Here is a 22,591-nt window from a genome sequence, read left to right as displayed (position 1 = left end):
CTGGGCATCCGCCCGGCCTTTCGCGCCATGGCTTGGGCATCAGGTGGCAAAGGCCTCCACCGCGCTGCGCCAGGCTGCACCCGCCATCGGCCCGCGCTGTGTCACGGCCAAGGCGCCCGCCGCCGCCGCCAGACGCAGCGCCTGCGCGGGCGTCGCCCCGGCACACCAAAGCGCGATGAACGCCCCGGCAAAGCAATCGCCTGCGCCGGTCGGGTCCACCTCGGTCACCGCAAAGCCCGGCTGGTCCAAGCTGCCATCGGCATCGAAGTAGCGCGCGCCCTCGGCGCCGCGTTTCCAGACCACCGCCCTGATCCCGCGCGCCAGATGCTGATCCACCGCGTCGTCCCGGCGGGTGCAGCCAATGAACAGCTCGTCCCCCGAGGGCAGGAACAGGTCGGTCAGCCCCAGCATCGCCATGACGGTGTCCTGCAGCCCGGGCTGTCCCAGAACCTCTTTGCGCAGATTGGGGTCAAAGCTGATCGTCCCACCCTGCCCCTTGACCTGATGCGCCGCCGCCAAAGCCATGGCCTGCAGCGGCACGGATGACAGCGACGTGCCCACCACATGCAGATGCCGCGCTTTGGCCAGCATGGCCTTGGCCTCTGCCCCGATGGCGATCGAGGCGCAGGCCGAATGGGCGATGTTGAACACGAAATCCCGCGACCGATCCGGCCGGTAGCGCACGAACGCGCTGCCCGTGGGCCGCTCGGCCACGACTGTCACCGCCGAGACATCCACGCCATCCGCCCGCAGCCTGTCCAGGTTGACCCGCCCGAAGTCATCCGCCCCGACGGCCGAAATGATCCCGGCTGCAGCGCCCATCCGCGCCACTTGGCTGATGAAGATCGCCGGTGCGCCGGAAGGATAGGGGCCGGTCAGCGCTATGGCCTCGCGAAAGCCCTCTCCCGGCGTATCGGCCATGATCTCGACCAGGATTTCCCCCAGCGTGACGATCATGCGGTGACATCCACCACCACGCGGCCCTTGACCTCGCCCTTCAGGATCGCCGAGCCCAAGGCAGGCAGGTCGGCCAAAGTCGCGGGCTCCACCATCGCCTCCAGTTTGGCCATCGGCAGATCGCGGGCGATCCGCGCCCAGGCCCGCTGGCGCCCCGCAAAGGGCTTCATCACGCTGTCGATGCCCAGCAGATTGACCCCCCTCAGCAGGAACGGAATGACCGAGGCGGGAAGCCCCGATCCCCCCGCCAACCCCACCGCAGCAACCGAACCGCCATATTTCATCTGTCCCAAGACCCGCGCCAGCATGGCGCCGCCCACGGCATCGACACAGCCCGCCCAGGTTTCGGCTTCCAAGGGCCGCTTCACCGTCTCGGCAAGATCGGCACGCGGAATGATCCGGCTAGCGCCAAGGTCGCGCAGATAGGCTTCCGTCTCCGGCCGCCCGGTCACCGCCGCGACCTGGTAGCCCAGATGCGCCAGCAGCGCCACGGCGACCGAGCCTACACCGCCGGCCGCCCCTGTCACCAGCACCTCACCCGACGCAGGCACCAGCCCGTGGTCCTCAAGCGCCAGCACGGCCATCATCGATGTCAGGCCCGCCGTCCCGACCGCCATCGCCTGACGCGCGGTCAAGCCCGCCGGCAAGGGCACCAGCCAATCCGCCTTGACCCGCGCCTTGGTGGCATAGCCACCCCAATGCACCTCGCCCACGCGCCAGCCGGTCAAGACCACCTTGTCGCCGGGCTTGTAGCGGACGTCGGAGCTCGCCTCGACGGTGCCTGCGAAATCAATTCCGCCGACATGCGGATATGTCCGAACCAGCCCGCCGCCCGTGGGCGACAGACAGAGCCCGTCCTTGTAGTTGAGGGTGGAATATTCCACCGTCACGGTCACCTCACCGGGCGGCAAGGCGCTGTCCTGCAGCTCCCGCACAAAGGCTTCCGCCTGCCCCTCGGCATTCTTCTCCAGCACAAGTGCCCGAAACATCGCAGTCTCCCCCAATTCCAGAAGGCCACAATGCCCACCCGCGGCCCGGATGCAACCGCCCCCTTGCATTTGCTCCTTTGGAAATACTCCGGAGGGGGCGCGGGGGAGGCTGGCCTTCCCCGCCCGTCAACCCGCGACCGGGCGGGCATTCTGCGCCAGCGCGGCCCGGATCGCCTTCTTGTCGATCTTGCCGACACTGGTCTTGGGGATCACCTCGACCGGCAAAACCCGCTCGGGCGCCGCCCAACGCGACAGGCGGCCTGCGGAAATCGCCGCCTGCACCGCTGCATGGACCGCCGCCTCGACATCATCGCGCGCGACGACCAGCACCACGGGTCGCTCGCCCCATTGCGCATCCGGAATTCCGACCGCCGCCACCTCCTGCACGCCGGGCACGGCGGAGACGATGCTTTCCAGCTCCAGCGAGGAGATCCACTCGCCGCCCGACTTGATGACATCCTTGAGCCGGTCAGTGATCCGCAGGGTGCCATCGGCAGCCATGTTGCCCACATCACCGGTGTGCAGCCAGCCGCCCCGCCACAACTCTGCTGTCCGCTCTGGATCGCGCAGATAGCCCTGGGTCAGCCAGGGCGCCCGCGCCACGACCTCGCCGGTGGTCTGACCATCATGCGCGACGTCGCGCATGTCGGGATCGACCACGCGGATTTCAACCAGCGGCGCAGCCTTGCCCGTCGCGATCCGGATCGCTGTCGTATCGCCCACCCCCTGACTTGCCACCATATCGGCCAGGGTCAGGATCGGGCAGGTTTCCGACATGCCATAGCCTGTGTGCACGTCGATCCCCCGCGCCATGGCCGCCCGCGCCAGTCCTTCGGGCAGGGCAGAGCCGCCAACAATCACCTTCCAGTTCGACAGATTGACCGGCTCGGACGTTGGGGCTGCTAGGATCATCGCCAGCACCGTGGGCACGCAATGCGAGAAGGTCACGCCATGTTCTGCGATCAGGAACAATAGCTTGCCCGGCTCGTACCGCCCCGGATAGACCTGCCGCATTCCCAGCATGGTGGCGATCAGCGGAAAGCCCCAGCCATGCACATGGAACAAGGGCGTCAGCGGCATATAGACATCGTCGCGCTTGATCCCACCACGCCCCGGCACCGGCGCGAGGGCGGCAATCACCCCGAACGAGTGCAGCACCAGCTGCCGGTGCGAATAGGTGACCCCTTTCGGGTCACCCGTCGTGCCGGTGGTGTAGAACAGGGTCGCCGGCGTGGATTCCGGAAACTCTGGAAACGCAAACGCCGCATCGCCGCCAGCCACCAAAGCCTCATACTCCCCGGCAAAGCCCTCCGGCATCTCGGCTGACTTGTCAGCCAGCAGGATCAGCCGCAGGGGCCGCCGGATACGCGGCAGCAAGGGCAGCAGCAGGGGCAGGAAATCCTGATGGACAAGGATGGCATCATCCTCGGCATGGTTGATCGTGTACAGGATCTGCTCCGCCGACAGACGCACGTTCACCGTGTGCAGCGTCGCCCCCAGCATCGGGATGGCGAAGAAGCATTCAAGGTAACGGTGGCTGTCATAATCCATCACCGCCACGACACAGCCTTGTCCCAGCCCCAGCACCGCCAAAGCCGAACCCAGACGCGTGACCCGTGCCCCGAACTCGGCATAGGTCATCTCAAACTGCGTGCCAAAGGTGATGCGCTGCGCCGGCGCCGCCGTCAGCCCGGTTTTCAGCATCTGACCGATCACCAAAGGATAATCCATCGCACCCCTCCCTGCTTTGCCACCAGTCTAGCAGGCCGGGAGGGGAGCGGTGAAGAATTACGCGACGTCGAGCAGGCCGCGCCCTTTCAACAGGGGTTCGACCCCCGGCATCCTTCCGCGGAATTTGGTGTAAAGCACTTCCGCCTCCTCTGACCCACCCGCCGACAGGATGTATTTCTCCAGCCTGGCGGCAGTTTCGGGGTCGAAGGCATCGCCGGTCTCTTCAAAGGCGGCGAAGGCGTCGGCATCCATGACTTCCGACCACATGTAGCTGTAGTAACCGCTGGAATAGCCGTCACCACTGAACACATGGGCGAAATGCGGTGTGGCGTGGCGCATGCGGATGGCGCGTGGCATGCCCAGACCCTCCAGCACCTCGGCCTGCTTCTGCATCGGGTCAGCGGGGGCCGCGCCCTCGTGGAAAGCCAGATCGACCATGGCACTGGAGATGAACTCCACCGTGGCAAAGCCCTGATCATAGGTCCCCGCTGCCAGAAGCCGTTTCAGCATGTCGGCGGGCATCGGCTCGCCGGTTTCATAGTGGCGGGCGTGCTTTTCCAAGACCTCTGGCACTTCCATCCAGTGCTCGTAAAGCTGGCTTGGCAGTTCCACGAAGTCCCGCGCCACGTTGGTGCCAGAGATGAAGCCATAGGTCACATTCGACAGCATCTGATGCAAAGCATGGCCGAATTCGTGGAACAGCGTGCGCGCATCGTCATAGGACAGCAGGCACGGATCGCCCTTTGCAAAGTTGCACACGTTCACGACCACCGGCCGCTGATCGCCCCCCAGCCGCCGCTGACCGCGAATGTCGGAACACCACGCCCCCGACCGCTTGGATCCCCTTGCGAAGTAATCGCCGATGAACACCGCAATATGCTCACCGTTGCGAGACACTTCCCAGGCCCGCGCATCAGGATGATACAGCGGCACGTCCAGCGGCTTGAACTCCAGCCCGAACAGCCGCGTGGCACAGTCGAACATGGCGCCCAGCATCGCCTCCAGGCTGAGGTAGGGCTTCAGGACCGCTTCATCCAGATCATGCTCCGCTTTCCGACGCTTCTCGCTGTAAAAGCGCCAATCCCAAGCTTCCAGCGGACCGGCGATGCCATCGGCATGCATCATAGATTCCAGTACCTTGGCATCCGCCTCGGCCTTCTTCTTCGCAGGCTCCCACACTCGCAGAAGCAAATCCCGCACCCGGCCCGGCGTCTTGGCCATCTCCGGCTCCAGCTTGTAGGCGGCAAAGCTGTCATAGCCGAGCAACTTCGCCCGCTCCTCGCGCAAGCGAAGCGTCTCGGCAGCCACCCCACGGTTGTCGGTCGCCCCGCCATTGGCTCCGCGCAGACCCCAGGCCTCGTAAGCCTTCTGCCGCAGATCACGACGCGGCGAAAATTGCAGGAACGGCACGATGATTGACCGCGACAGCGTCACCACCGGCCCGCCCGCCTTCTTCTCCTCCCCCGCCGCCCTTGCGGCCGAGATCACGAAGTCCGGCAGGCCCACCAGATCCGCCTCGCCCAAAGGCATGAACCACTCCCGCTCGTCGGCCAGCACGTTCTGGCTGAACTTGGTGCCCAGCACGGCCAGCTTCGACTTCACCTCGGTCAACCGCTCCGCCTCGGCCCCGTCCAACTGCGCGCCCGACCGCACGAACATCCGCCGGTACAGGTCCAAGACCCGGCCCTGTTCGTGCGAAAGCCCCAAAGCCTCGCGCCCCTGCCAAAGGGTCTCGATCCGCTCGAACAGCACCCGGTTGTTGGTGATCTCTGATGCGTAAGCCGACAGCTTGGGGGCCATCTCGCTTTGCAGGGCTTCCCGCGCCTCGGTGCTGTCGGCGCCCACGAGGTTGTAGAACACCCCGCAGATCCGGCTGAGCATCTCCTCGCTCAGTTCCAACGCCTCGATCACGTTCACAAAGGTCGGCGCGGCGGGCTCCGCGGCAATCGCCGCCACCCGCGCCCGCGCCTCCACCAAGGCCGCTTCGAAGGCCGGCGCGAAATCCTCATCCTTGATCGCCGCAAAGGGAGGCAACCCGAACGGAGTCTCCCAGGCGGTCAACAGCGGATTGCTCATGTCTTTCCCTTTCATACTTGTCCAAATATCCCGGGGGTGCGGGGGCTGGCCCCCGCCCTTCGCCCTGTGCGGGGGCCAGCCCCCGCTACTTCGCCCGCATCCTCAACCGTCGCTCCACCCGCCGCAAGGCAAGGCTAAGGCCTATCGTCATCACAAGGTAGAGAAGCGCCACCATGTTATACGTCTCGAAGTAGCGAAAGTTCCCCGCCGCCTGCACCTTGCCCAGTTGCGTGATGTCGGCCACGCCCAGGATCGACACCAGCGAGCTGTCCTTCACCATCGCCACAAAGTCATTTCCCAGCGGAGGCAGGATCATCCGAAACGCCTGCGGAAAGACGATGTGGCGAAAGCGCTGCCAACCCGACAGGCCAAGCGACATCGCCGCCTCGATCTGCCCCTTGTCGACCGCCTGCAGACCGGCCCGAAAGATCTCGGCCAGAAAGGCGGAGTAGGCCAGCGTCAGTGCCATCACCGCCCGCGCGATCAAAGGGAAGTCGCGAGAGATCACCGGGTCCGCGCCAAGAAAGCCGCCCACCCAGTTCCACGCATAAACCAGTGCCGGGGACAGCACGAAAGCCACATACAACAGCAGCACCATAATCGGCACGCCGCGGATCACTTCGATCCACAAGCGCGCCACCTGCCGCAGCACCCGGTATTTCGACAGCCCCGACACCGCCAAGGCCAGCCCCATCATGCAGGCCAAGAGGTAGGCGATCAACGTCACCGCCACTGTCACCTCGATGCCCTTGATCAGGGTTTCCATCACCTGACTGTAAATCTCGGAAACCCAGACCTCATAGAACAGCCAAAGGCCGGTGACCCCAAGGATCACCAGCCACCATGGGAATTCCTCGCCTTCGCGTGGGTTCAAGTCAGTTCATCTTGTAGTCAAGGAACCACTTCTTGTTCAGCGCATCAAAGGTCCCGTCCGCCTTCAACGCCGCGATCCCGGCATTGATCGGCGCTTCCCAGGCCGAGCCCTTGGGGAAGATGAAGCCGAAGTCTTCGGTGCCCAGCGGTTCACCCACCAGCTTCAGCTTGCCACCCGAGGCAGCAACATAGCCTTCTCCGGCCGTCTTGTCGGTCAGCACCGTGTCGACGTCGCCCGCCTTCAACGCCTCGACCGAGGTGCCGAAGGTTTCAAACAGCTTGATGCGCGGGTTGTCTTCCTTGCCGTCCAACACGTCATAGACGGCTGTGTAGAACGGCGTCGTGCCGGCCTGCGCGCCGATCAACAGCTTGGGATTGGCCCCAAAGGACTTGGCGTCGGTGAAACGGGTTTCATCGCCGCGCACCATCATCACACTTTCCGACCGCATGTAGGCATCGCTGAAATCGACCTTGGCCTTGCGTTCATCGGTGATCGTGATCCCGGTCATCCCCATGTCGAACTGACCTTCCGACACGGCTGGGATCATCGCGTCCCACGAGATGTTTTCGTACTTCACCGTGAAGTTCAGCCGCTTTGCGATCTCGGCGATCGCGTCATATTCCCAGCCGATCGCCTTGCCGCTTTTGTCGAGGAACTGCAGCGGCGGATAAGCGTTTTCCGTCACGATGGTAATTTCCTTGCCCTTGAGGTCTGGCAAGGCGTCGGCGGCAGCTACGGTGCCAAAGGCGGCCAAAGCCAGACCCGTCAAGACTGATGCAATCTTCATTGTGTGAACTCCCTGTCACGAAGCGATTGACGACACTATCGGTCGGGATGTCTTCGGGGGCAAGAGGGGCTTGGTGCTGCAAAGCGGCTGCACAACGGCAGGTGTTTTGGCCAATTTTTCAGGTCCGCCGCCCCAGACCACGCAATCCCACTTGCCCATCGGCTTGGCTGGAAAACAAGACGCACTTCGGTTTCCCCTTGTTACTTTATAAATTTATGATTACTTGTAAAGTATGGAGGAATCATATGCTCGGACAACGCTTCGCCACGCGGATCAACTCGTTTGCATCCAACGCTTCGGACCACTGGCCCGGGATGTTCGGCAAGCCCTCGCTGGCCCAATTGGTGGCCCGCGCGGCCACGGTCGAGGGGCTGTCCGAACTGGATCTGAACTACCCCGACCACGTCGGCGAAGATGCCACCCAAGTGGCACAGATCGTGCGCGACAGCGGACTTTCCGTCTCGGGCCTGGCGATGCGGTACTACACCAACCCGGCCTACAAGCGCGGCGCATTCACCAACCCGGACCCCGTGGTGCGGCGCGAGGCGATTGACCTGACCAAGCGCGGCATTGATGCTGCGCGTGAGATGGGTGCGCCGATGATGACGCTGTGGTTGGGCCAGGACGGCTACGACTATGCCTTCCAGTGCGACTACACCGCGCTGTGGGAGGCCGAGATTGCCGGCATTGCCGAGGTCTGCGCGCATGATGCGGATTGCATGATCTCGATCGAATATAAACCCAATGAGCCAAGATCTTACAGCCTTTTGAACGACGCCGCCACCACCCTGCTGGCGATTGCGGAAGTCGGGGCGGCCAACCTTGGCGTGACCATCGATTTCGCCCATTCGCTCTACGCCGACGAACAGCCCGCCTTCGCCGCTGCCCTGATCGCCCGCAAGAGCAAGCTGCTGGGCCTGCACCTGAATGATGGCTATGCCAAGCGCGATGATGGGCTGATGGTCGCTTCGGTGCACGAGCTGGCCACGCTGGAACTGCTGCGCGAAGTTCATCGCGCGGGCTTCGACGGCGCGATCTACTTTGACACTTTCCCCGATGCGTCGGGCCTTGATCCGGTGGCCGAATGCGCCGCCAACATCCGCACCGTCCGCCGCCTTCTGGCGGGCGTTCATTCCATGGCAGGCGACAACCGCCTGACCCATGCGCAATCTGCCCAAGACCCCGTCATTGCTCAGGACATCGCCCGGCTTGCCGCGGCCAAGGGGGCGCTGACGGTCTGACTTTACAATCACTTGTCAAAACGTGTTGAAAACGGGAGGATCCATATGCAACACTTTCTGAAAGGCGCACTCGCCGCCGGTGTCTTCGCCTTGTCGATGGGCGTGGCCCATGCCGACCTTGCCCCACTGAATTCGGACTCGGAACCGGACCGGATGGACTGGTCACAACTGGACGCCAAGTTCGGCCCGCTCGCAGCGCCGGCTGCCGGCACCAAGATCGGTGGCGTGTCCAAGACGCTGACCAACGAATACTGGCGCTCGCTGGGCCAAGGCTACCAGAACCTCGCCGACAAGCTGGGTATCACGCTGGTCTACCAGGCCGCGGCCAACGAAGGCGACCAACTGGGTCAGCTGTCCATCGCCGAAGACCTGATCAGCCAAGGCTTCTCGGCTCTGCTCTTGTCGCCGCAAACCGACGCCAACCTGGTTCCGGCTGTCGAAAAGGCCAAGGCTGCTGGCATCCCGGTGCTGAACGTCAATGACGCCGTGATCCCGTCCGCCGAGCACTATGTCGGCAACGTGCAAAAGGGCAACGGCGTGAACGTCGCCAACTGGTTCATCACCAACCGTCCCGATGGCGGCAAAGTTGCCGTGATCGAGGGGCAGCCGGGCGTCTACGCCGCCGGTCAGCGCACCGCCGGTTTCACCGAGACCATCAACGCCTCGGGCAAGTTCACCGTCGTCGCCTCGGTTCCCGCCAACTGGAGCCGTGAAGAAGCCTTCAACGCTGCCACCACCATCCTGCAGCAATACCCCGACCTGATCGGCTTCTATGCCAACAACGACGGCATGGCGCTGGGTGTGGTCGAGGCTGTGAAGGCCGCTGGCAAGCAGCAACAGGTCGCCGTGTTCGGCACCGATGGCATCTCTGACGCCTATGCCGCCATCAAGGCGGGCGATCTGACCGGTACCGTGGACTCGTTCCCGGTTTTGACCGGTGAAATCGCGCTGGAAGTCAGCTTGCGCCTGCTGGCCGGCCAGAAGCTGCCGCGCGTTGTGGCCACGCCGCAAGCGCTGATCACCAAGGACAACGTGGACACCTATGCCACGACCGACATGACGGCGCTGCGCGCTGCCCTCTTGAAGTGATCTGACTGGTCTGCCCGGCGCTCCCCCGGGCAGACCTTTTCCTTTCGGATAGCCCCCGGATACAACCATGACATCCCGTCTTTCCCTGACTGACGTGCAGAAGTCCTTTGGCGTGACCAAGGTGCTGCATGGCGTGACGATGACCGTCCAGCCCGGCGAGGTCCATGGCCTTCTGGGCGAGAATGGCGCGGGCAAGTCCACCATGCTCAACATCCTCTCCGGCGTTCTCTCCTCCGATACCGGCAGGATCGAGATTGACGGCAAAGAGGTACAGATTTCATCACCCCGCGATGCGACGCTGGCGGGGATTGCGATGATCCATCAGGAACTGCAACAAGTTCCGGAACTGACGGTGGCGCAGAACATCTTCCTGGGCCATGCGCTGCGCAAAGGTCCCTTCGTTGACCGCGCGGCGCAAGAGGCCGAGGCGAAACGGCTGTTGTCCTCGCTGGACCCCGCGATTGACGTCACCGCGCCGATCCGGACGTTGCGTGTTGCCCAACGCCAGATCGTCGAGATCGCCAAAGCCTTGCGGGCGAACGCCAACATCATCGCGATGGACGAGCCGACCTCCTCCCTGACCCCGGCGGAGTTTGAAAAGCTGGTGGCGGTGATTGGCCGTCTGTCGGCACAAGGCGTGTCGATCATCTATGTCAGCCACAAGATGGACGAGGTGTTCCGCGTCTGCCAGACCGCGACGATCCTGCGCGATGGCCGGTTGATCGCGCAGGTGCCGATCCCGGCCACGCCGGTGTCTCAGGTCATTGAACTGATGGTGGGCCGCGAACTGGCAAAATCCACGCACCATTCCTTTGCCACGGACCGCACGGTCCTGAAAGTTTCAGGCCTGTCCCGCGGTCGCGCCGTGCAGGACGCTGCGTTTGAACTTCATGCCGGGGAAGTCCTTGGCATCGCCGGCCTCGTAGGCTCTGGCCGCACCGAGTTGATGCGCTTGATCGCCGGGGTCGACCGCGCCGACACGGGTGAAGTCGAGGTTGCCGGCAAAGTCGTGTCTTCCGGCCCCCGCGCCCGGATCAAGGCAGGTCTGGGTCTGGTTCCCGAAGAGCGCAAGCGCGACGGCATCGTGCGGCAACGCCCCGTCACCTCGAACATCGGCCTGCCAGCGATGCGGCACTTTTCCCGGCTGGGCCTCATCCGCAAGGCTATGCTGAAGGCCCGGTCCGAAGACCTGATGCGCGAGGTCAACCTGCGGCCCTTCGACGTATCCCGCCCGATCGGCAGCTTTTCCGGCGGCAATCAGCAGAAGGCCATCATTGGCCGCTGGCTGGCCGCTGGCACCCAGATCTTCCTGTTCGATGAACCCACTCGCGGCATCGACGTCGGTGCCAAGGCCGAAATATACGACCTGATCGAACGTCTGGCCAAAGAGGGCAAGGCCGTCCTTTTCGTCTCTTCCGAACTGCCCGAGGTGATCCGCCTGGCCGACCGCGTGCTGGTCATGCGCGAGGGCCGGATCAGCGCCACCTTGAGTTCCGCTGACATCACCGAAGCCAATATAGCCCGCAACGCCATTCCGTCCTCCTGAGGGTCCCATGAGCAAACTTTTCACAAGCATCAAGTTCCGCGATGCGGGCACTCTGATCGGGCTGATCCTGATTTCGGTGGTCTTCGCATCAATGTCCTCGACCTTCCTGACAACGCCCAACCTGCTGAACATCCTGCAGCAATCTTCGATCAACGCCTGTATCGCGCTGGGGATGACCTTGGTGATCATCTCGGGCGGGATTGATCTGTCGGTCGGGCCGGTGGCGGCCCTGACCGCCATTCTGGGGGCGGCGATGATGGTCGCCGGCGTGCCGGTGCCGGTGGCGATCCTGGGTGCGCTGGCGGCGGGGGCGGCCTGCGGCTTTGTCAACGGCGCGCTGATCGCCTGGGGTGGCTTGCAGCCTTTCATCGTGACCCTGGGCGGCCTGTCGCTCTACCGCGCGCTGGCGCTGATCTACACCGGCGGCCAGCCGATCTTCGGCCTGCCGGACGGCTTCCGTGCGATGACCAACGGGACCTTGGGCAGCGTCCCCACCCCCGTGATCATCCTCGGTGTTCTGGCGGTCTTGGCGTGGGTGATCCTGAACAAGACCCCCTTGGGCGAGTATTTCATGGCCATCGGCGGCAATCCCGAAGCCGCGCGGATCGCCGGGGTTCCGGTGGTGATGACCAAGCTTGCCGCCTACATGATCTCGGGCTTCATGGCCGCCGTCGCTGCGATGATCCTGATCGGTCGTCTGGGCGCTGCCGAGCCAACGCTGGGCACACTTTGGGAACTGGACGCCATCGCGGCCTCGGCCATCGGCGGTGCAAGCCTGATGGGCGGGCGCGGCAGCATCCCCGGCACCCTGATCGGCTGCATCATTCTGGGCACGCTGCGCAATGGACTGACGCTTATGAACGTGCAGGCCTTCTACCAGTTGCTTGCCACCGGTATCATCATCATTGTCGCCATGCTGATCGACAAGTTCGCATCGGGCGCGGGTGGGAAACAGGGGTAAAGATGGGTGATCCAAGGGCCGTGGGCGCGCAAATCCGGATGAAGCTGCCAAGCCTGACGCCGTTGGAGGGCAAGGTGGCTGCTGATATCCTAGCCCGCAAGGACATCGACGAGACGACGCCGCTGCGCGAGATCGCCCTCAAATCGGCGGTGTCCGAAGCGATGGTGGTCAAGGTCGCCAAGAAGCTGGGCTTCGACGGATTTCGAGACTTCCGGCAGGGGCTGGTGGACTACTACCGATCCGACACCGCCAACCTGCACGCCGAAATAGGCGAAGCGGATACGGCGGGCGAGATCGTCCAGAAAGTCTTCCGCACCGCCATGCAGGCGCTTGAGGAAACCTTCGCCATCCTCGACCTTGAAGCCTTCGACCGCGCGGCCGATTACCTTGCCCGCGCCAAGCAGCGCGATTTCTACGGGTTGGGCGGCTCGGCCCAGATCGCCCGCGATGTCAGCCACAAGTTCCTGCGCATCGGCATCCGCACCTCGGTCTTCGACGACGCGCATATGATGATGATGTCTGCGGCCCTTTTGGGGCCGGATGACGTGGCCGTGGCCTTTTCGCACTCTGGCTCCACCGCCGCCGTGCTGGAGGCTGCCGAGATGGCCCGCCGCAACGGGGCCCGCACGATTGCCGTGACGAACTATCCCGAAAGCCCGCTCGCCAAGATGGTGGATGTGGTCTTGTGCTCGACCGCGCAGAACTCGCCGCTGATCGGAGAGAATGCCACGGCGCGGATTGCCCAGCTGAACCTGCTGGACGCACTGTTCGTCGCCGTCGCCCAGCGCGACCGCAAGGCCGCCGATGCCAACCTCAACCGCACCATGCGCGCGGTCCAGTCCAAACGCAGATTGTGAGACCTTCATGCCCATCGTCCTGACCGTCGGAAGCCTGCACTATGACATCATGGTCGAGGCTGACCATCTGCCCCGCAAGGACGAGACGGCAGTAGGCTCGCGCTGGTATCCGAAATTCGGCGGCAAGGGCGGCAATCAGGCGGTGGCAGCGGCCAAGGCCGGGGCGGACAGCCGCATGGTGGGGGCGGTGGGCGATGATGACTTCGGCCGCTTCCTGCGCGAGAACCTGACCAAGGGCCGCGTCGATGACCGCTTCATCACCACCGTGCAAGGTGTCGGATCCGGGATGAGCGTCGCCATTCAGGATGCCGAAGGCGACTATGCCGCCACCATCGTCTCGGGTGCCAATCTGCGCATTGCGCCGGCCGCTTTGTCGGCGGATGCCGTGTGGGACGGCGTCAAGGTCCTGATCCTGCAAAACGAAGTGCCCGAGGCGATCAACCGCGCCGCCGCCGCCGAAGCCCGCAAGCGTGGCATCCCCACCCTGCTGAACGCCGCGCCGTTCCGCGACCTTGGCGCCGATTTTCGCAGGCTGGTCGATGTTCTGGTCGTGAACGCGGTTGAGGCCGAAATGATGGGAACCGAGCCGGTTTGCTGTCTGCACGGCGCCGCAGATGCCGCCAAGTTGTTGGCAGATCAGTTCGAGACCGTGATCGTGACGGCGGGTTCCAAGGGTCTGGCCGCATGGGGCGCCAATGACGAGCGTCTGGAATTGCCCGCCGAGAAGGTTCAGGTCATCAGCAGCCACGGCGCGGGCGATGCCTTCATCGGCACCCTTGCCACGCAACTGGCCGATGGTGCGGGGCTGGAAGCCGCCTGCCGCGCAGCCTCGTCGGCGGCGGCCCGGCACGTCGCGGGTCTTTGATCCGGTCAACGCCACCACCTTCGTCAAAGTTTGCAAACGGGGCAGCGCAACCCTCGGCTGCAGCGTGATTGTCGCATTTTGCGAATATTCCTCGCATTCATGGCAAATGCGTATCAAGGTGAAGTACATACCCGCCGTGTCGCAATCAACCAGAGGCTTAGTTTCTTGGCCCCAACGCCTGAACAGGACAGCAGCGCCAGGCCCAACGCCCCGGTGCTGCGGATCACCGAGCTGGCGGCCTTTCAGGACAGTCGGTTTCCGGTCTGGGTGTTCGACATTGATCAGTCCCGCGTCATCTGGGCCAATCCGCCGGCGCTGGAAATCTGGGCCGCCGCCTCACCGGCAGAGCTGATGGCGCGCGACATGTCCAAGGACATGTCAACGTCGGTGCGGACGCGGTTGCAGCAATATCAAAACGGCTTTCGCAACGGCGCCCATTTTGACGAACAGTGGACGATCTTTCCCCACGGCACCCCAAGGTCCCTGCTGTGCCGGTTTCGCGGCTGCCTGTTGGCGGATGGCCGCATGGCCATGCTGTGCGAGGCGCAGGCGATCAGCCCCGATGACGTCAACTTGCTGCGCAGCTCTCAGGCGCTGCTGTACACGGCGGTCATGGTCACGACCTATTCGGCCTCTGGGGAATGCACCTATGCCAACCCCGCCGCCCGCCGCGCCTTTCCGGTCGAGGAACAGGCCGCCCTGACCCGGTTCAAAAGTGCCGCCCTGCGGGAGATCTTGGCCAGCGATCCTGATGTCGGGATCGAGGGCACCTATCTCAGCGATGTGGCCACATCACGCGGCCTGCGCCGCCATGAGGTGGAGATTCGGCAAAGCTTTGACCCGCTGGAGGGGCGCAAGAACTTCCTCATAACCGAGGTTGACGTCACCGAACAGGAAGCCGCCAAGCGCGAAATGGCGATCCTGGCCACCAGCGACAGTCTGACCGGCCTGCGCAACCGGACCTATCTGGCCAGCGCAGCGCCGGCGTTCCTGCAGGCGGCGGCGCGGCATGGCAAGGTGGCCGCGCTGCTGCTGCTGGACATCGACCGCTTCAAATTCGTCAATGACTCGCTCGGTCATGCCGCCGGCGACGGTCTGTTGCAGGAAATCACCCGGCGGCTGGGCGAAGCCTTGCCGGACACCGCGCTGTTGTCACGGCTGGGGGGGGATGAATTCTGCTGCCTTCTGGCCGAACCTGACGGAGAGCGGGCCTTTCTGCGGGTCTGCACGTCGATCCTGCGCCAACTGCGCCGTCCCATGCTGGTCGACAACAACGACCTGAGCGTTTCTGCCAGCATCGGGTTGTCCATCGCGGAGCACGGTCAGGCCACCTTTGACGAACTGCTGCGCAAGGCGGACCTGGCGCTGTTTGATGCCAAGGGCAGTGGCGGCAACACCGTGCGCGCCTTCCGCCCCGAATTGGCCGAGCGCAGCCACCGCTTCCTGCAGGTCGACACCGAACTGCGCGAGGCGTTGAGCCGCAACCGGCTGGAGCTGTTCTACCAGCCGCGGGTGTCGTTCAAGACCGGCAAGATCGTCGCCGCCGAGGCGCTGATCCGGCTGAATTCGCCCACCGGATCGCTTGTCCTGCCCGGAGAGTTCATTCCGATCGCCGAAGCCACGGGCCGCATCGCCTCGATTGGCCGCTGGGTGCTGCGTGAGGCGGTCCGCCATCTGGTAACGCTGCGCGACAAGGGCGCGGCGATCAACCTGTCCGTCAATGTGTCGCCCAAGCAATTCGCCGACCCTTCGTTCCTGACGCTGCTGCGGCAGGTGCGGCCGACGATTGACGGGGTGCAGGGTGATATAGAACTGGAAATCACCGAAAACGTGCTGGTCGACAGCGACCGCCGGCTGCAGCGCGTGCTGATGCAGATCTCGGATCTGGGCTACAAGCTGGCGATCGATGACTTCGGCACCGCCTATTCCAACCTCGCCAGCCTGACGCGGTATCCGATTTCCTGCATCAAGATCGACCGGTCGCTGATCGCCCACAAGGATTTTCGCCTGCTGGTCACCGGGGTGATGACGATAGCCCGCGCCTTCGGGGCGCGGATCGTGGCCGAAGGCGTCGAGACGGAAACCCAACGACACTGGCTGGAACGGCACCTGTGTGACGAGTTTCAGGGCTTCCTGTTCTCCAGGCCCGTGCCCTTTGCCGAATTGCTGCGGTTGGTGGCGGCGCAGGCCTAGGCGCGCGACAGAAACGCCTGCGCGGCTTCGATGCCGTCTGACGTGATCGTGTGGGGAACACCCGGCAGGATGACGGTCTGGGTCGCAACACCTGCGGCGGCAAGCCGGTCACCCGCCTCCGTGCTCAGCCGATGCGCGATCACCTGATCCGCCGTGCCGCCGACCAGCAGGGCGCGGGCCCCGGGCAGCGGTTTGGCAGGGCCGTCGAAGGCCAGACGCCCCGCGAAGGCCACCACCTCGGCCACCTTGCCCCGCGCCAAGGCGTCCAGCGCCATGATGGAGCCTTGGCTGAAGCCGATCAGGATCACATGGTCGGCCTCAGTTTGCGCCATGGCCGCGTCAATCACCGCGTCCAAAGCCAGCCGCGCCGCCACAATCCGGGCAGGCCGGTTGGCCTCGGTCACCCCAGCCACCGAGAACCACTGCCGGCCATTGCCTCCACCGTCGAACGGCTGCGTGCCATCCGGCGACAGAAACACCGCCCCCGGCAGGGCCTGCGCGAAGGATTGCGCCAAGGGGCGCATGTCCGCCCCGTTGGAGCCGACGCCGTGCAGAAGCAGTACAAGCGTTGTCATGTCTAACCTTTCACCCAAGGCAAGTCGGGACCGGCGGGCACGATGCCATTGGGATTCAGCGTCTTGATGGAATAATAGCCCTGCTTGATGTGGTCGATGCTGACCGTATCGGCCACGCCGGGCAGGGTATAGACCCGCTCCAGATAGGCTTGCAGATGCGGGTAATCGGCAATCCGGCGCAGGTTGCATTTGAAGATGCCGTGGTAGGCGGCATCAAAGCGGATAAGCGTCACGAAGGCGCGGATGTCCGTTTCGGTGAATCGGTTTCCGTGCAGATAGATGCGCTTGTCCGACAGCCGGGCTTCCAACATGTCCAGCGTGGCGAAAACCGTGGCGAAGGCCTCGTCATAGGCGATCTGGGTGGTGGCAAAGCCCGCGCGATAAACCCCGTTGTTGAGGCCGGGATAGATCACGTCGTTGAGCGCGTCGATGTCGGCCGCAAGCTCGGCCGGGTACAGGTCGGGGCCACTGGCCAAATCACCAAAACCCGCGTTGAACATCCGCACGATATCGGCGGATTCGTTTGACACGATGGTCTTGGTTGCCTTGTCCCACAGCACGGGCACCGTCGCCCGCCCGGTGAAATCGCCATCAGCCGCGCTGTACAGCTCGTGCATATAGGTGGCGCCGTTGACCAGGTCCAAAGTCGCACCCGGATAGGGGCCAAACCGCCAGCCCTGCGTGGTCAGGATCGGCTCGACCACGGACACCGAGACGGCACGTTCCAGACCCTTCAACTTGCGGGCCATCAACGTGCGGCTGGCCCAGGGGCAGATCAGCGCGATGTAAAGGTGATACCGCCCCGCCTCGGCTGGAAAACCGCTGCTGCCGTCCGCTGTGACCCAGTTGCGAAAGCTGGAAACCTGACGGACAAAACCGCCCTTTTCATCCTTGGCCTGAACCGGTTGCCAGTCTGCTTGCCATTTGCCGTTGATCAGCATGTCACTTCCTCACCACCGTGATCGGCGTGCCCCAAGGGTCTGCCAGACGGGCCGATCCACCGCGCGTCACGATCGCCGCATGCTCTGCCGCATCGGCGCGCAAGGTCAGTTCGGCAAGACCCGTGGCCGGAAAAGACCGCGCCTTGGCGTTGCGACTGTTCCAGACGTTGGTGGCAATGTGGTGATGATATCCGCCCGAGCCATAAAACGCGGCCCCCGGATAGTGCGAGGTGACGGGCATGCCAATGATGTCCCGATAGAATGTCTCGGCCTCTCCGACATGACCGACTTGCAGGTGAACGTGGCCGATCGTCAGCCCCTCGGGCGCCCCGGTGTAAGGTTTCTTGGCTGACCGCGCGACATCGTTCAGATCCAGCCCTTCCGTTGCCATCTTGATGCTGCCGTCCTTGTTGTACCAGGCGATGCGGGGGCGGTCGGAATAGATCTCGATCCCGTTGCCTTCCGGGTCAGCCAGATAGATCGCCTCTGACACCAGATGGTCGGACGCGCCCTGCAGGGGAATGCGGTTTTCAGAGCTGTGGATCAGCCATGACCCAAGCGCCGCGCGAGACGGCATCAGGAACGCGGTGTGAAACAGCCCAGCTTCGCGCGGATCACTGCGCCGGGCGGCCTTGTCGCCGCGCAACTCGATCAGCACGTCGCTGCCCAGACCCAGCCGCACCACGGCGCTGTCGCTGCTCAGCCGGTGCAGGCCCAGAAGCTTTTCATAATAGGCCGCCACTTTGGGCAGGTCATGCACGGTCAGCGTGACCGAGGCGATTTCAACGGGGGCAGAGGCGGTGGACATGGCAGTCTCCAGGGCAAGGGGCGGCCAGACGCACATCGCGCGCCGCCCCGGAACAGTTTAGCGGTTGTCGGCCGAGTAGGCACCAGCCCCCAGCAGGGCCTGCACCGCCATCACAACAGCCCAGAACGCCGGATACTCCCAACCGCCATTGGCGTTGGAAAAGAAGAACCCGTTGCCGCCGTGGCCGAAGTAGGCCGCGCCCAGCAGCACCGGGATCAGCGCCACCGAGACCCAGCGGGTCTTGAAGCCCGCAAGCAGGGCAAGCCCGCCCAGCACCTCAACAAAGATCGTCACGTAGCCCAGAAAGCCCGGCAGGCCGATCGATTCAAAATAGCCCGCCGTCCCGGCGAAGGTGAAGACGATCGCTTTCATCAGGCCGTGGCTGACAAACAGCCCGCCATTGGTGACCCGCAGCAGCGCGGCAGCAAGGTCATTGGAGCGGGGGGCGGCGAATTCGGTGGACGCGGTGGTCATGACAAAGTCCCTTCAGGTGGTCTTGATGACGGGAAGATGCTCTCTTCCGTTTCATTTAACAATCCGGGGGAAGGGAAGGTTATTCCTTCCAATTTGGAAGTTATCGCAGCGCCCGTGCCATGAAGTCCACCAGAACCCGCAGCTTCGCCGGCAAATGCCGACCCGAGGGATACAGCGCGAAGACCCCCATCGGCGGCGGTTCAAATTCCGTCAGCAGCGGCACCACGCGCCCCTCGGACAGCGCCGCATCGGCGACGAAATCAGGAACCGACGCAATGCCCAGCCCCGCCTCTGCCGCAGCAAGGCAGGCCGAGGCGTTGGAAAATGCCAACCTTCCAGCCACGGCGACCTTGCCCGACTTGAAGGGCCAGCGATGGGGCTCGCGGAAGTTCAGATCAATGATGCAGGCATGGCGGATCAGATCCTCCGGCGACTCTAGAGTGCCCTGCGCCACCAGATAGGTGGGCGAGGCCACAACCAGCACCCGCGCTGTGCACAACTTGCGCCCGGTCAGCGTGGTGTCGGTCGGTGTGCCGACGCGGATGGCGGCGTCAAACCCCTCGTCCACCAGGTTCACGATCCGGTCGGCGAAATGCACCTCAAGCCCGATCTCGGGATATTCCACTGCAAAGCGCGCCAGCAAAGGTGCCAGCCGCGTGGTGCCGAAGCTGAGCGGTGCCGTCAGCCGGATCAGGCCCCGCGGAGAGACAGCGGCGTTCTGCACCTCGGTCTCAAGGTCATCCCACGCCTCGATCAGGGTGCGCAGGCGGTCGGCATAGGCCTGCCCGGCTTCCGTCAGCGACAGCGCCCGCGTGGTGCGGTTCAAAAGCTTGACGCCCAGATCCGCCTCCAGCCGCGCCACCAGTTTGGAGGCTTGGCCCGACCCCGTCCCCAGCCGAGCCGCCGCTGCGGCGAAGCTGCCGGTTTCCACCACCGTCAGGAACATGCGTTCCGGGCCCAGCCTGTCCATGCATTCCTCCGTTTGCGGCAGTATGGGGCTTTTGGCGGGAAACGGAATGCTTGCGAGCGGCCTTCCCCTCTGTTTCAATGGTGCCATGGAACAAACATACCGCATCGCCCTTTGGCAGGGCGCCTCACCGGAAGCCAACATCCCTGCGGCCTTCAAGGCCCTTGGCCAAGCCATGCGCGCGGCAGGCGCCATGGGGGCGAAGGTGCTCGTGGCGCCGGAATTGTACCTGCCCGGCTACAATCAGGACAGCGTGACCGATCTTGCACAGGAACGCGGCGGCGAATGGCACATGCGGCTTTCGGCCATGTGCATCGCGGCCGGCTGCGGCGTGGTCGTGGGATATTCCGAACGCGAGGGTGAGCAGCGCTACAACTCGGCCGTGGCCTTCAGTGCGGAGGGCGAGGAACTGGCGCATTACCGCAAGATCCAGTTGTTCGGCCCGCGCGAGAAACGTCTGTTCGCGCCCGGCGATGCCTATGCCGTCTTTGACTTCGGCGGCATCAAGACGGCGCTGCTGATCTGCTATGACATCGAATTCGCGCCCCATATCGCCGCACTGGCAGCCGAAGGGGTCACCCTGATCCTGTGCCCGACGGCCTGCCCCACCCCCTATGAATACGTCGCCACCCGCACGGTTCCGGCCCATGCCGCAAACCATGGGCTGACCATCGTCTACGCCAACTATTGCGGCATCGAAGGGGATTGCGACTACTTCGGCCTGTCCACCATCGCCAACCCCTATGGCGAGGTTGTGGCCCAAGCCGGCTCTGGCCCGGCGCTTCTGCTGGCAGAGGTTCCGGTCAGCTTCGACCCCACGCGGCTTGCCACGCAGGCGCGGGACTTCAGGCCGATCTGATCACGTCTCGAACCTGGGCTTGCGGCTCCACACCAGCGCATCGCCGATCATCTGGGTCAGCGTCGACCGGTTGGGCCGCCAGCCCAGTTCCTTGACCGCCCGCGTCGAACCGCAGACCAACGAGGTTGCATCCCCCGCCCGGCGGCTGCCTTCAATGATCGGAACCTCGCGGTTGGTGACGACGCGCGACGCTTCGATCACCTCGCGCACCGAAAAGCCCTTGCCGGAGCCGAGGCAGAACACCCGGCTGCCCTTGCCCTCCAAAAGCCAGCGCAGGCCCAGAACGTGGGCATCGACCAGATCAGAGACATGCACATAATCGCGGATGCAGGTGCCATCCGGCGTGTTGTAGTCCGACCCGAAGACGGTCAGCGCCGGGCGCTTGCCATCGATTGCATCCAGCATCAGCGGGATCAGATGGGTCTCGGGCACATGCTGCTCGCCCACCTCGCCCTCAGGATCCGCGCCCGCCACGTTGAAATAGCGGTAGATCACCGAATTCAGCCCGCTGCTTTTCTCAAAATCGCGCAGCATCATCTCGATCGCCCGCTTGGATCCGCCATAGGCGTTGATTGGCGTCTGCGGGGTGTCTTCATCCAGCGCCACGCCATCCAGTTCGCCATAGGTCGCGCAGGTCGAGGAGAAGACGAAGTTCCGCACCCCCGCCGCCACCGTCGCCTCGATCAGGTTGAGCGAGCCGTTGACATTGGTGCGCCAGTATTTGCCGGGGTTGGTCATCGACTCCCCCACCAGGGACAGGGCCGCGAAGTGCATGACGGCCACGGGCTTGTAATGCGCAAAGCAAGCGTCCAACGCGGCACGGTCCATCAGATCGCCCTTGAACAGTGGGCCAAACTTGACGGCCTCGGCCCAGCCCGTTGACAGGTTGTCAAAGACAACCGGCGTAAAGCCAGCCCGTTTCAAGGCCTTGCACGCATGGGACCCGATATATCCCGCGCCACCGGTCACAATAACATGCATAGATCTGCCCCGCTTCTTTTCCCCGTGACGACTTGTCCGGTCCTGCAACACCCGCGCTGGCTTGTCGAGTCCCGTGCAGGCCCTGGCCTTGCACAGCGCCGCCTCCGCCTGCCAAACAGGCTAACCCAGCAGTTCATCCGACGTGTTGCGCACACCGTCGCCCCGCAGGTTGCGGTTGTGCGCGTCCAGTGCCTCTTCGATGTCATCGTAGAAGGTGATCCTGCCGTTTTCCAGCACCGCCCCCGAGGTGCACATCGCCCGCACCAGACCATCCGAATGCGACACCATCACCAGACCGGACTTCATCAGACGGTCCTCGAACACCTTTTTGCTTTTGCCCCGAAAGGCGGCGTCCCCGGTGGCACTGACCTCGTCGATCAGGTAGGTGTCAAACTGGATCCCCATCGACATGCCGAAGCTCAGACGCCCCTTCATCCCCGAGGAATAGGTCCGCACCGGCTCGTTGAAGTTCAGGCCAAGTTCGGCAAATTCGTCGACAAACTGCACCAGCTGATCCGTGTCGACGCCGTAAACCCGGGCCAGAAACCGTACATTCTGCGCCCCGGTCAGTTCCCCCATGATGCAGCCGGTCAGGCCGATGGGCCATGACAGCGATCCGGTCACCCGGATCCTGCCGCGCGCGGGGTTGATGCTGCCGGCAATCATCTGCAGCAATGTCGACTTGCCCGCGCCATTGCGCCCCATCAGCGCCACCCGGGCGCCATCCGGAATCACGGCATTCAGATCGCGGGCAATATACTTGGGCTTGCCGCGGTACCAATAGGCCTTTGTCAGATTCTCCAGCACAATCATGACGTTG

The 22,591-nt window shown here is 64.0% G+C and carries 21 protein-coding genes; 8 read left to right on the top strand and 13 right to left on the bottom strand.

What is annotated here, in order from left to right; genetic code table 11:
- Positions 1-39 precede the first annotated feature (39 nt).
- The 6 genes from AC1Y2B_RS04220 to AC1Y2B_RS04195 form a co-directional block, all read right to left on the bottom strand.
- The gene (locus tag AC1Y2B_RS04220) at positions 40-957 is read right to left on the bottom strand and encodes a sugar kinase (RefSeq protein ID WP_482251808.1); all 918 of its coding nucleotides are present in this window, start codon (positions 955-957) and stop codon (positions 40-42) included.
- Positions 954-1,946 (bottom strand): MDR family oxidoreductase, encoded by a 993-nt coding sequence (locus tag AC1Y2B_RS04215; RefSeq protein ID WP_482251807.1) that lies wholly within the window; start codon positions 1,944-1,946, stop codon positions 954-956. Before AC1Y2B_RS04215 ends, AC1Y2B_RS04220 begins: the two co-directional genes overlap by 4 nt.
- A gap of 126 nt (positions 1,947-2,072) precedes the next feature.
- Positions 2,073-3,677, bottom strand: a complete 1,605-nt coding sequence (locus tag AC1Y2B_RS04210; RefSeq protein ID WP_482251806.1) for a fatty acid--CoA ligase — start codon at positions 3,675-3,677, stop codon at positions 2,073-2,075.
- A 57-nt stretch (positions 3,678-3,734) separates the two neighbouring features.
- Positions 3,735-5,753 carry a M3 family metallopeptidase gene (locus tag AC1Y2B_RS04205; protein WP_482251805.1) on the bottom strand — a complete coding sequence of 673 codons (2,019 nt, stop codon included), beginning with the start codon at positions 5,751-5,753 and terminating at the stop codon, positions 3,735-3,737.
- Between the two features lie 85 nt (positions 5,754-5,838).
- Positions 5,839-6,627, bottom strand: coding sequence for an amino acid ABC transporter permease (locus tag AC1Y2B_RS04200; protein ID WP_482251804.1), 789 nt, complete (start codon positions 6,625-6,627; stop codon positions 5,839-5,841).
- 1 nt (position 6,628) lies between these two features.
- Positions 6,629-7,414, bottom strand: a complete 786-nt coding sequence (locus AC1Y2B_RS04195; RefSeq protein WP_482251803.1) for a transporter substrate-binding domain-containing protein — start codon at positions 7,412-7,414, stop codon at positions 6,629-6,631.
- A 245-nt stretch (positions 7,415-7,659) separates the two neighbouring features.
- Here AC1Y2B_RS04195 and AC1Y2B_RS04190 point away from each other — a divergent pair, with 245 nt between their 5' ends.
- The 7 genes from AC1Y2B_RS04190 (at position 7,660) to AC1Y2B_RS04160 (ending at position 16,166) form a co-directional block, all read left to right on the top strand.
- Positions 7,660-8,655, top strand: a complete 996-nt coding sequence (locus tag AC1Y2B_RS04190) for a sugar phosphate isomerase/epimerase family protein (protein WP_482251802.1) — start codon at positions 7,660-7,662, stop codon at positions 8,653-8,655.
- Positions 8,656-8,700: 45 nt separating this feature from the next.
- Complete coding sequence (locus AC1Y2B_RS04185) at positions 8,701-9,744, top strand: sugar ABC transporter substrate-binding protein (RefSeq protein ID WP_482251801.1); 1,044 nt, start codon at positions 8,701-8,703, stop codon at positions 9,742-9,744.
- Between the two features lie 67 nt (positions 9,745-9,811).
- Positions 9,812-11,290, top strand: coding sequence for a sugar ABC transporter ATP-binding protein (locus AC1Y2B_RS04180; protein WP_482251800.1), 1,479 nt, complete (start codon positions 9,812-9,814; stop codon positions 11,288-11,290).
- A 7-nt stretch (positions 11,291-11,297) separates the two neighbouring features.
- Positions 11,298-12,251, top strand: a complete 954-nt coding sequence (locus AC1Y2B_RS04175; protein WP_482251799.1) for an ABC transporter permease — start codon at positions 11,298-11,300, stop codon at positions 12,249-12,251.
- A gap of 2 nt (positions 12,252-12,253) precedes the next feature.
- Positions 12,254-13,108, top strand: a complete 855-nt coding sequence (locus AC1Y2B_RS04170; protein WP_482251798.1) for a MurR/RpiR family transcriptional regulator — start codon at positions 12,254-12,256, stop codon at positions 13,106-13,108.
- 7 nt (positions 13,109-13,115) lie between these two features.
- Positions 13,116-13,973, top strand: a complete 858-nt coding sequence (locus tag AC1Y2B_RS04165; RefSeq protein WP_482251797.1) for a PfkB family carbohydrate kinase — start codon at positions 13,116-13,118, stop codon at positions 13,971-13,973.
- A 165-nt stretch (positions 13,974-14,138) separates the two neighbouring features.
- Complete coding sequence (locus AC1Y2B_RS04160; protein ID WP_482251796.1) at positions 14,139-16,166, top strand: putative bifunctional diguanylate cyclase/phosphodiesterase; 2,028 nt, start codon at positions 14,139-14,141, stop codon at positions 16,164-16,166.
- Here the strand turns inward: AC1Y2B_RS04160 and AC1Y2B_RS04155 are convergent.
- From AC1Y2B_RS04155 to AC1Y2B_RS04135, 5 genes are all read right to left on the bottom strand, one after another.
- Positions 16,163-16,741: an alpha/beta hydrolase gene (locus tag AC1Y2B_RS04155; RefSeq protein ID WP_482251795.1), complete on the bottom strand. Its 579-nt coding sequence runs from the start codon at positions 16,739-16,741 to the stop codon at positions 16,163-16,165. The genes AC1Y2B_RS04160 and AC1Y2B_RS04155 overlap by 4 nt on opposite strands.
- Positions 16,742-16,743: 2 nt before the next feature.
- Positions 16,744-17,682, bottom strand: coding sequence for a glutathione S-transferase family protein (locus AC1Y2B_RS04150; RefSeq protein WP_482251794.1), 939 nt, complete (start codon positions 17,680-17,682; stop codon positions 16,744-16,746).
- A gap of 1 nt (position 17,683) precedes the next feature.
- The gene (locus tag AC1Y2B_RS04145) at positions 17,684-18,490 is read right to left on the bottom strand and encodes a VOC family protein (RefSeq protein ID WP_482251793.1); all 807 of its coding nucleotides are present in this window, start codon (positions 18,488-18,490) and stop codon (positions 17,684-17,686) included.
- 57 nt (positions 18,491-18,547) lie between these two features.
- Positions 18,548-18,964 carry a DoxX family protein gene (locus tag AC1Y2B_RS04140; protein ID WP_482251792.1) on the bottom strand — a complete coding sequence of 139 codons (417 nt, stop codon included), beginning with the start codon at positions 18,962-18,964 and terminating at the stop codon, positions 18,548-18,550.
- A gap of 100 nt (positions 18,965-19,064) precedes the next feature.
- On the bottom strand, positions 19,065-19,934 hold the full coding sequence (locus AC1Y2B_RS04135; RefSeq protein WP_482251791.1) for a LysR family transcriptional regulator: 870 nt from the start codon (positions 19,932-19,934) through the stop codon (positions 19,065-19,067).
- Positions 19,935-20,019: 85 nt separating this feature from the next.
- On the opposite strand from AC1Y2B_RS04135, the gene AC1Y2B_RS04130 reads away from it, so the two are divergent.
- Positions 20,020-20,790: a nitrilase-related carbon-nitrogen hydrolase gene (locus AC1Y2B_RS04130; protein WP_482251790.1), complete on the top strand. Its 771-nt coding sequence runs from the start codon at positions 20,020-20,022 to the stop codon at positions 20,788-20,790.
- Here AC1Y2B_RS04130 and galE read toward each other — a convergent pair whose 3' ends face one another.
- Both galE and AC1Y2B_RS04120 read right to left on the bottom strand, forming a co-directional pair.
- Positions 20,791-21,771 carry a UDP-glucose 4-epimerase GalE gene (galE, locus tag AC1Y2B_RS04125; RefSeq protein WP_482251789.1) on the bottom strand — a complete coding sequence of 327 codons (981 nt, stop codon included), beginning with the start codon at positions 21,769-21,771 and terminating at the stop codon, positions 20,791-20,793. It abuts the gene before it with no gap.
- A gap of 120 nt (positions 21,772-21,891) precedes the next feature.
- Complete coding sequence (locus tag AC1Y2B_RS04120; RefSeq protein ID WP_482251788.1) at positions 21,892-22,584, bottom strand: ABC transporter ATP-binding protein; 693 nt, start codon at positions 22,582-22,584, stop codon at positions 21,892-21,894.
- Between the last annotated feature and the right edge of the window lie 7 nt (positions 22,585-22,591).

The sequence above is a fragment of the Stagnihabitans sp. genome (genome assembly GCF_964946895.1).
The sequence above is the reverse complement of the archived record's forward strand: the minus strand, read 5'-3'. Positions and strand labels throughout refer to the sequence as shown.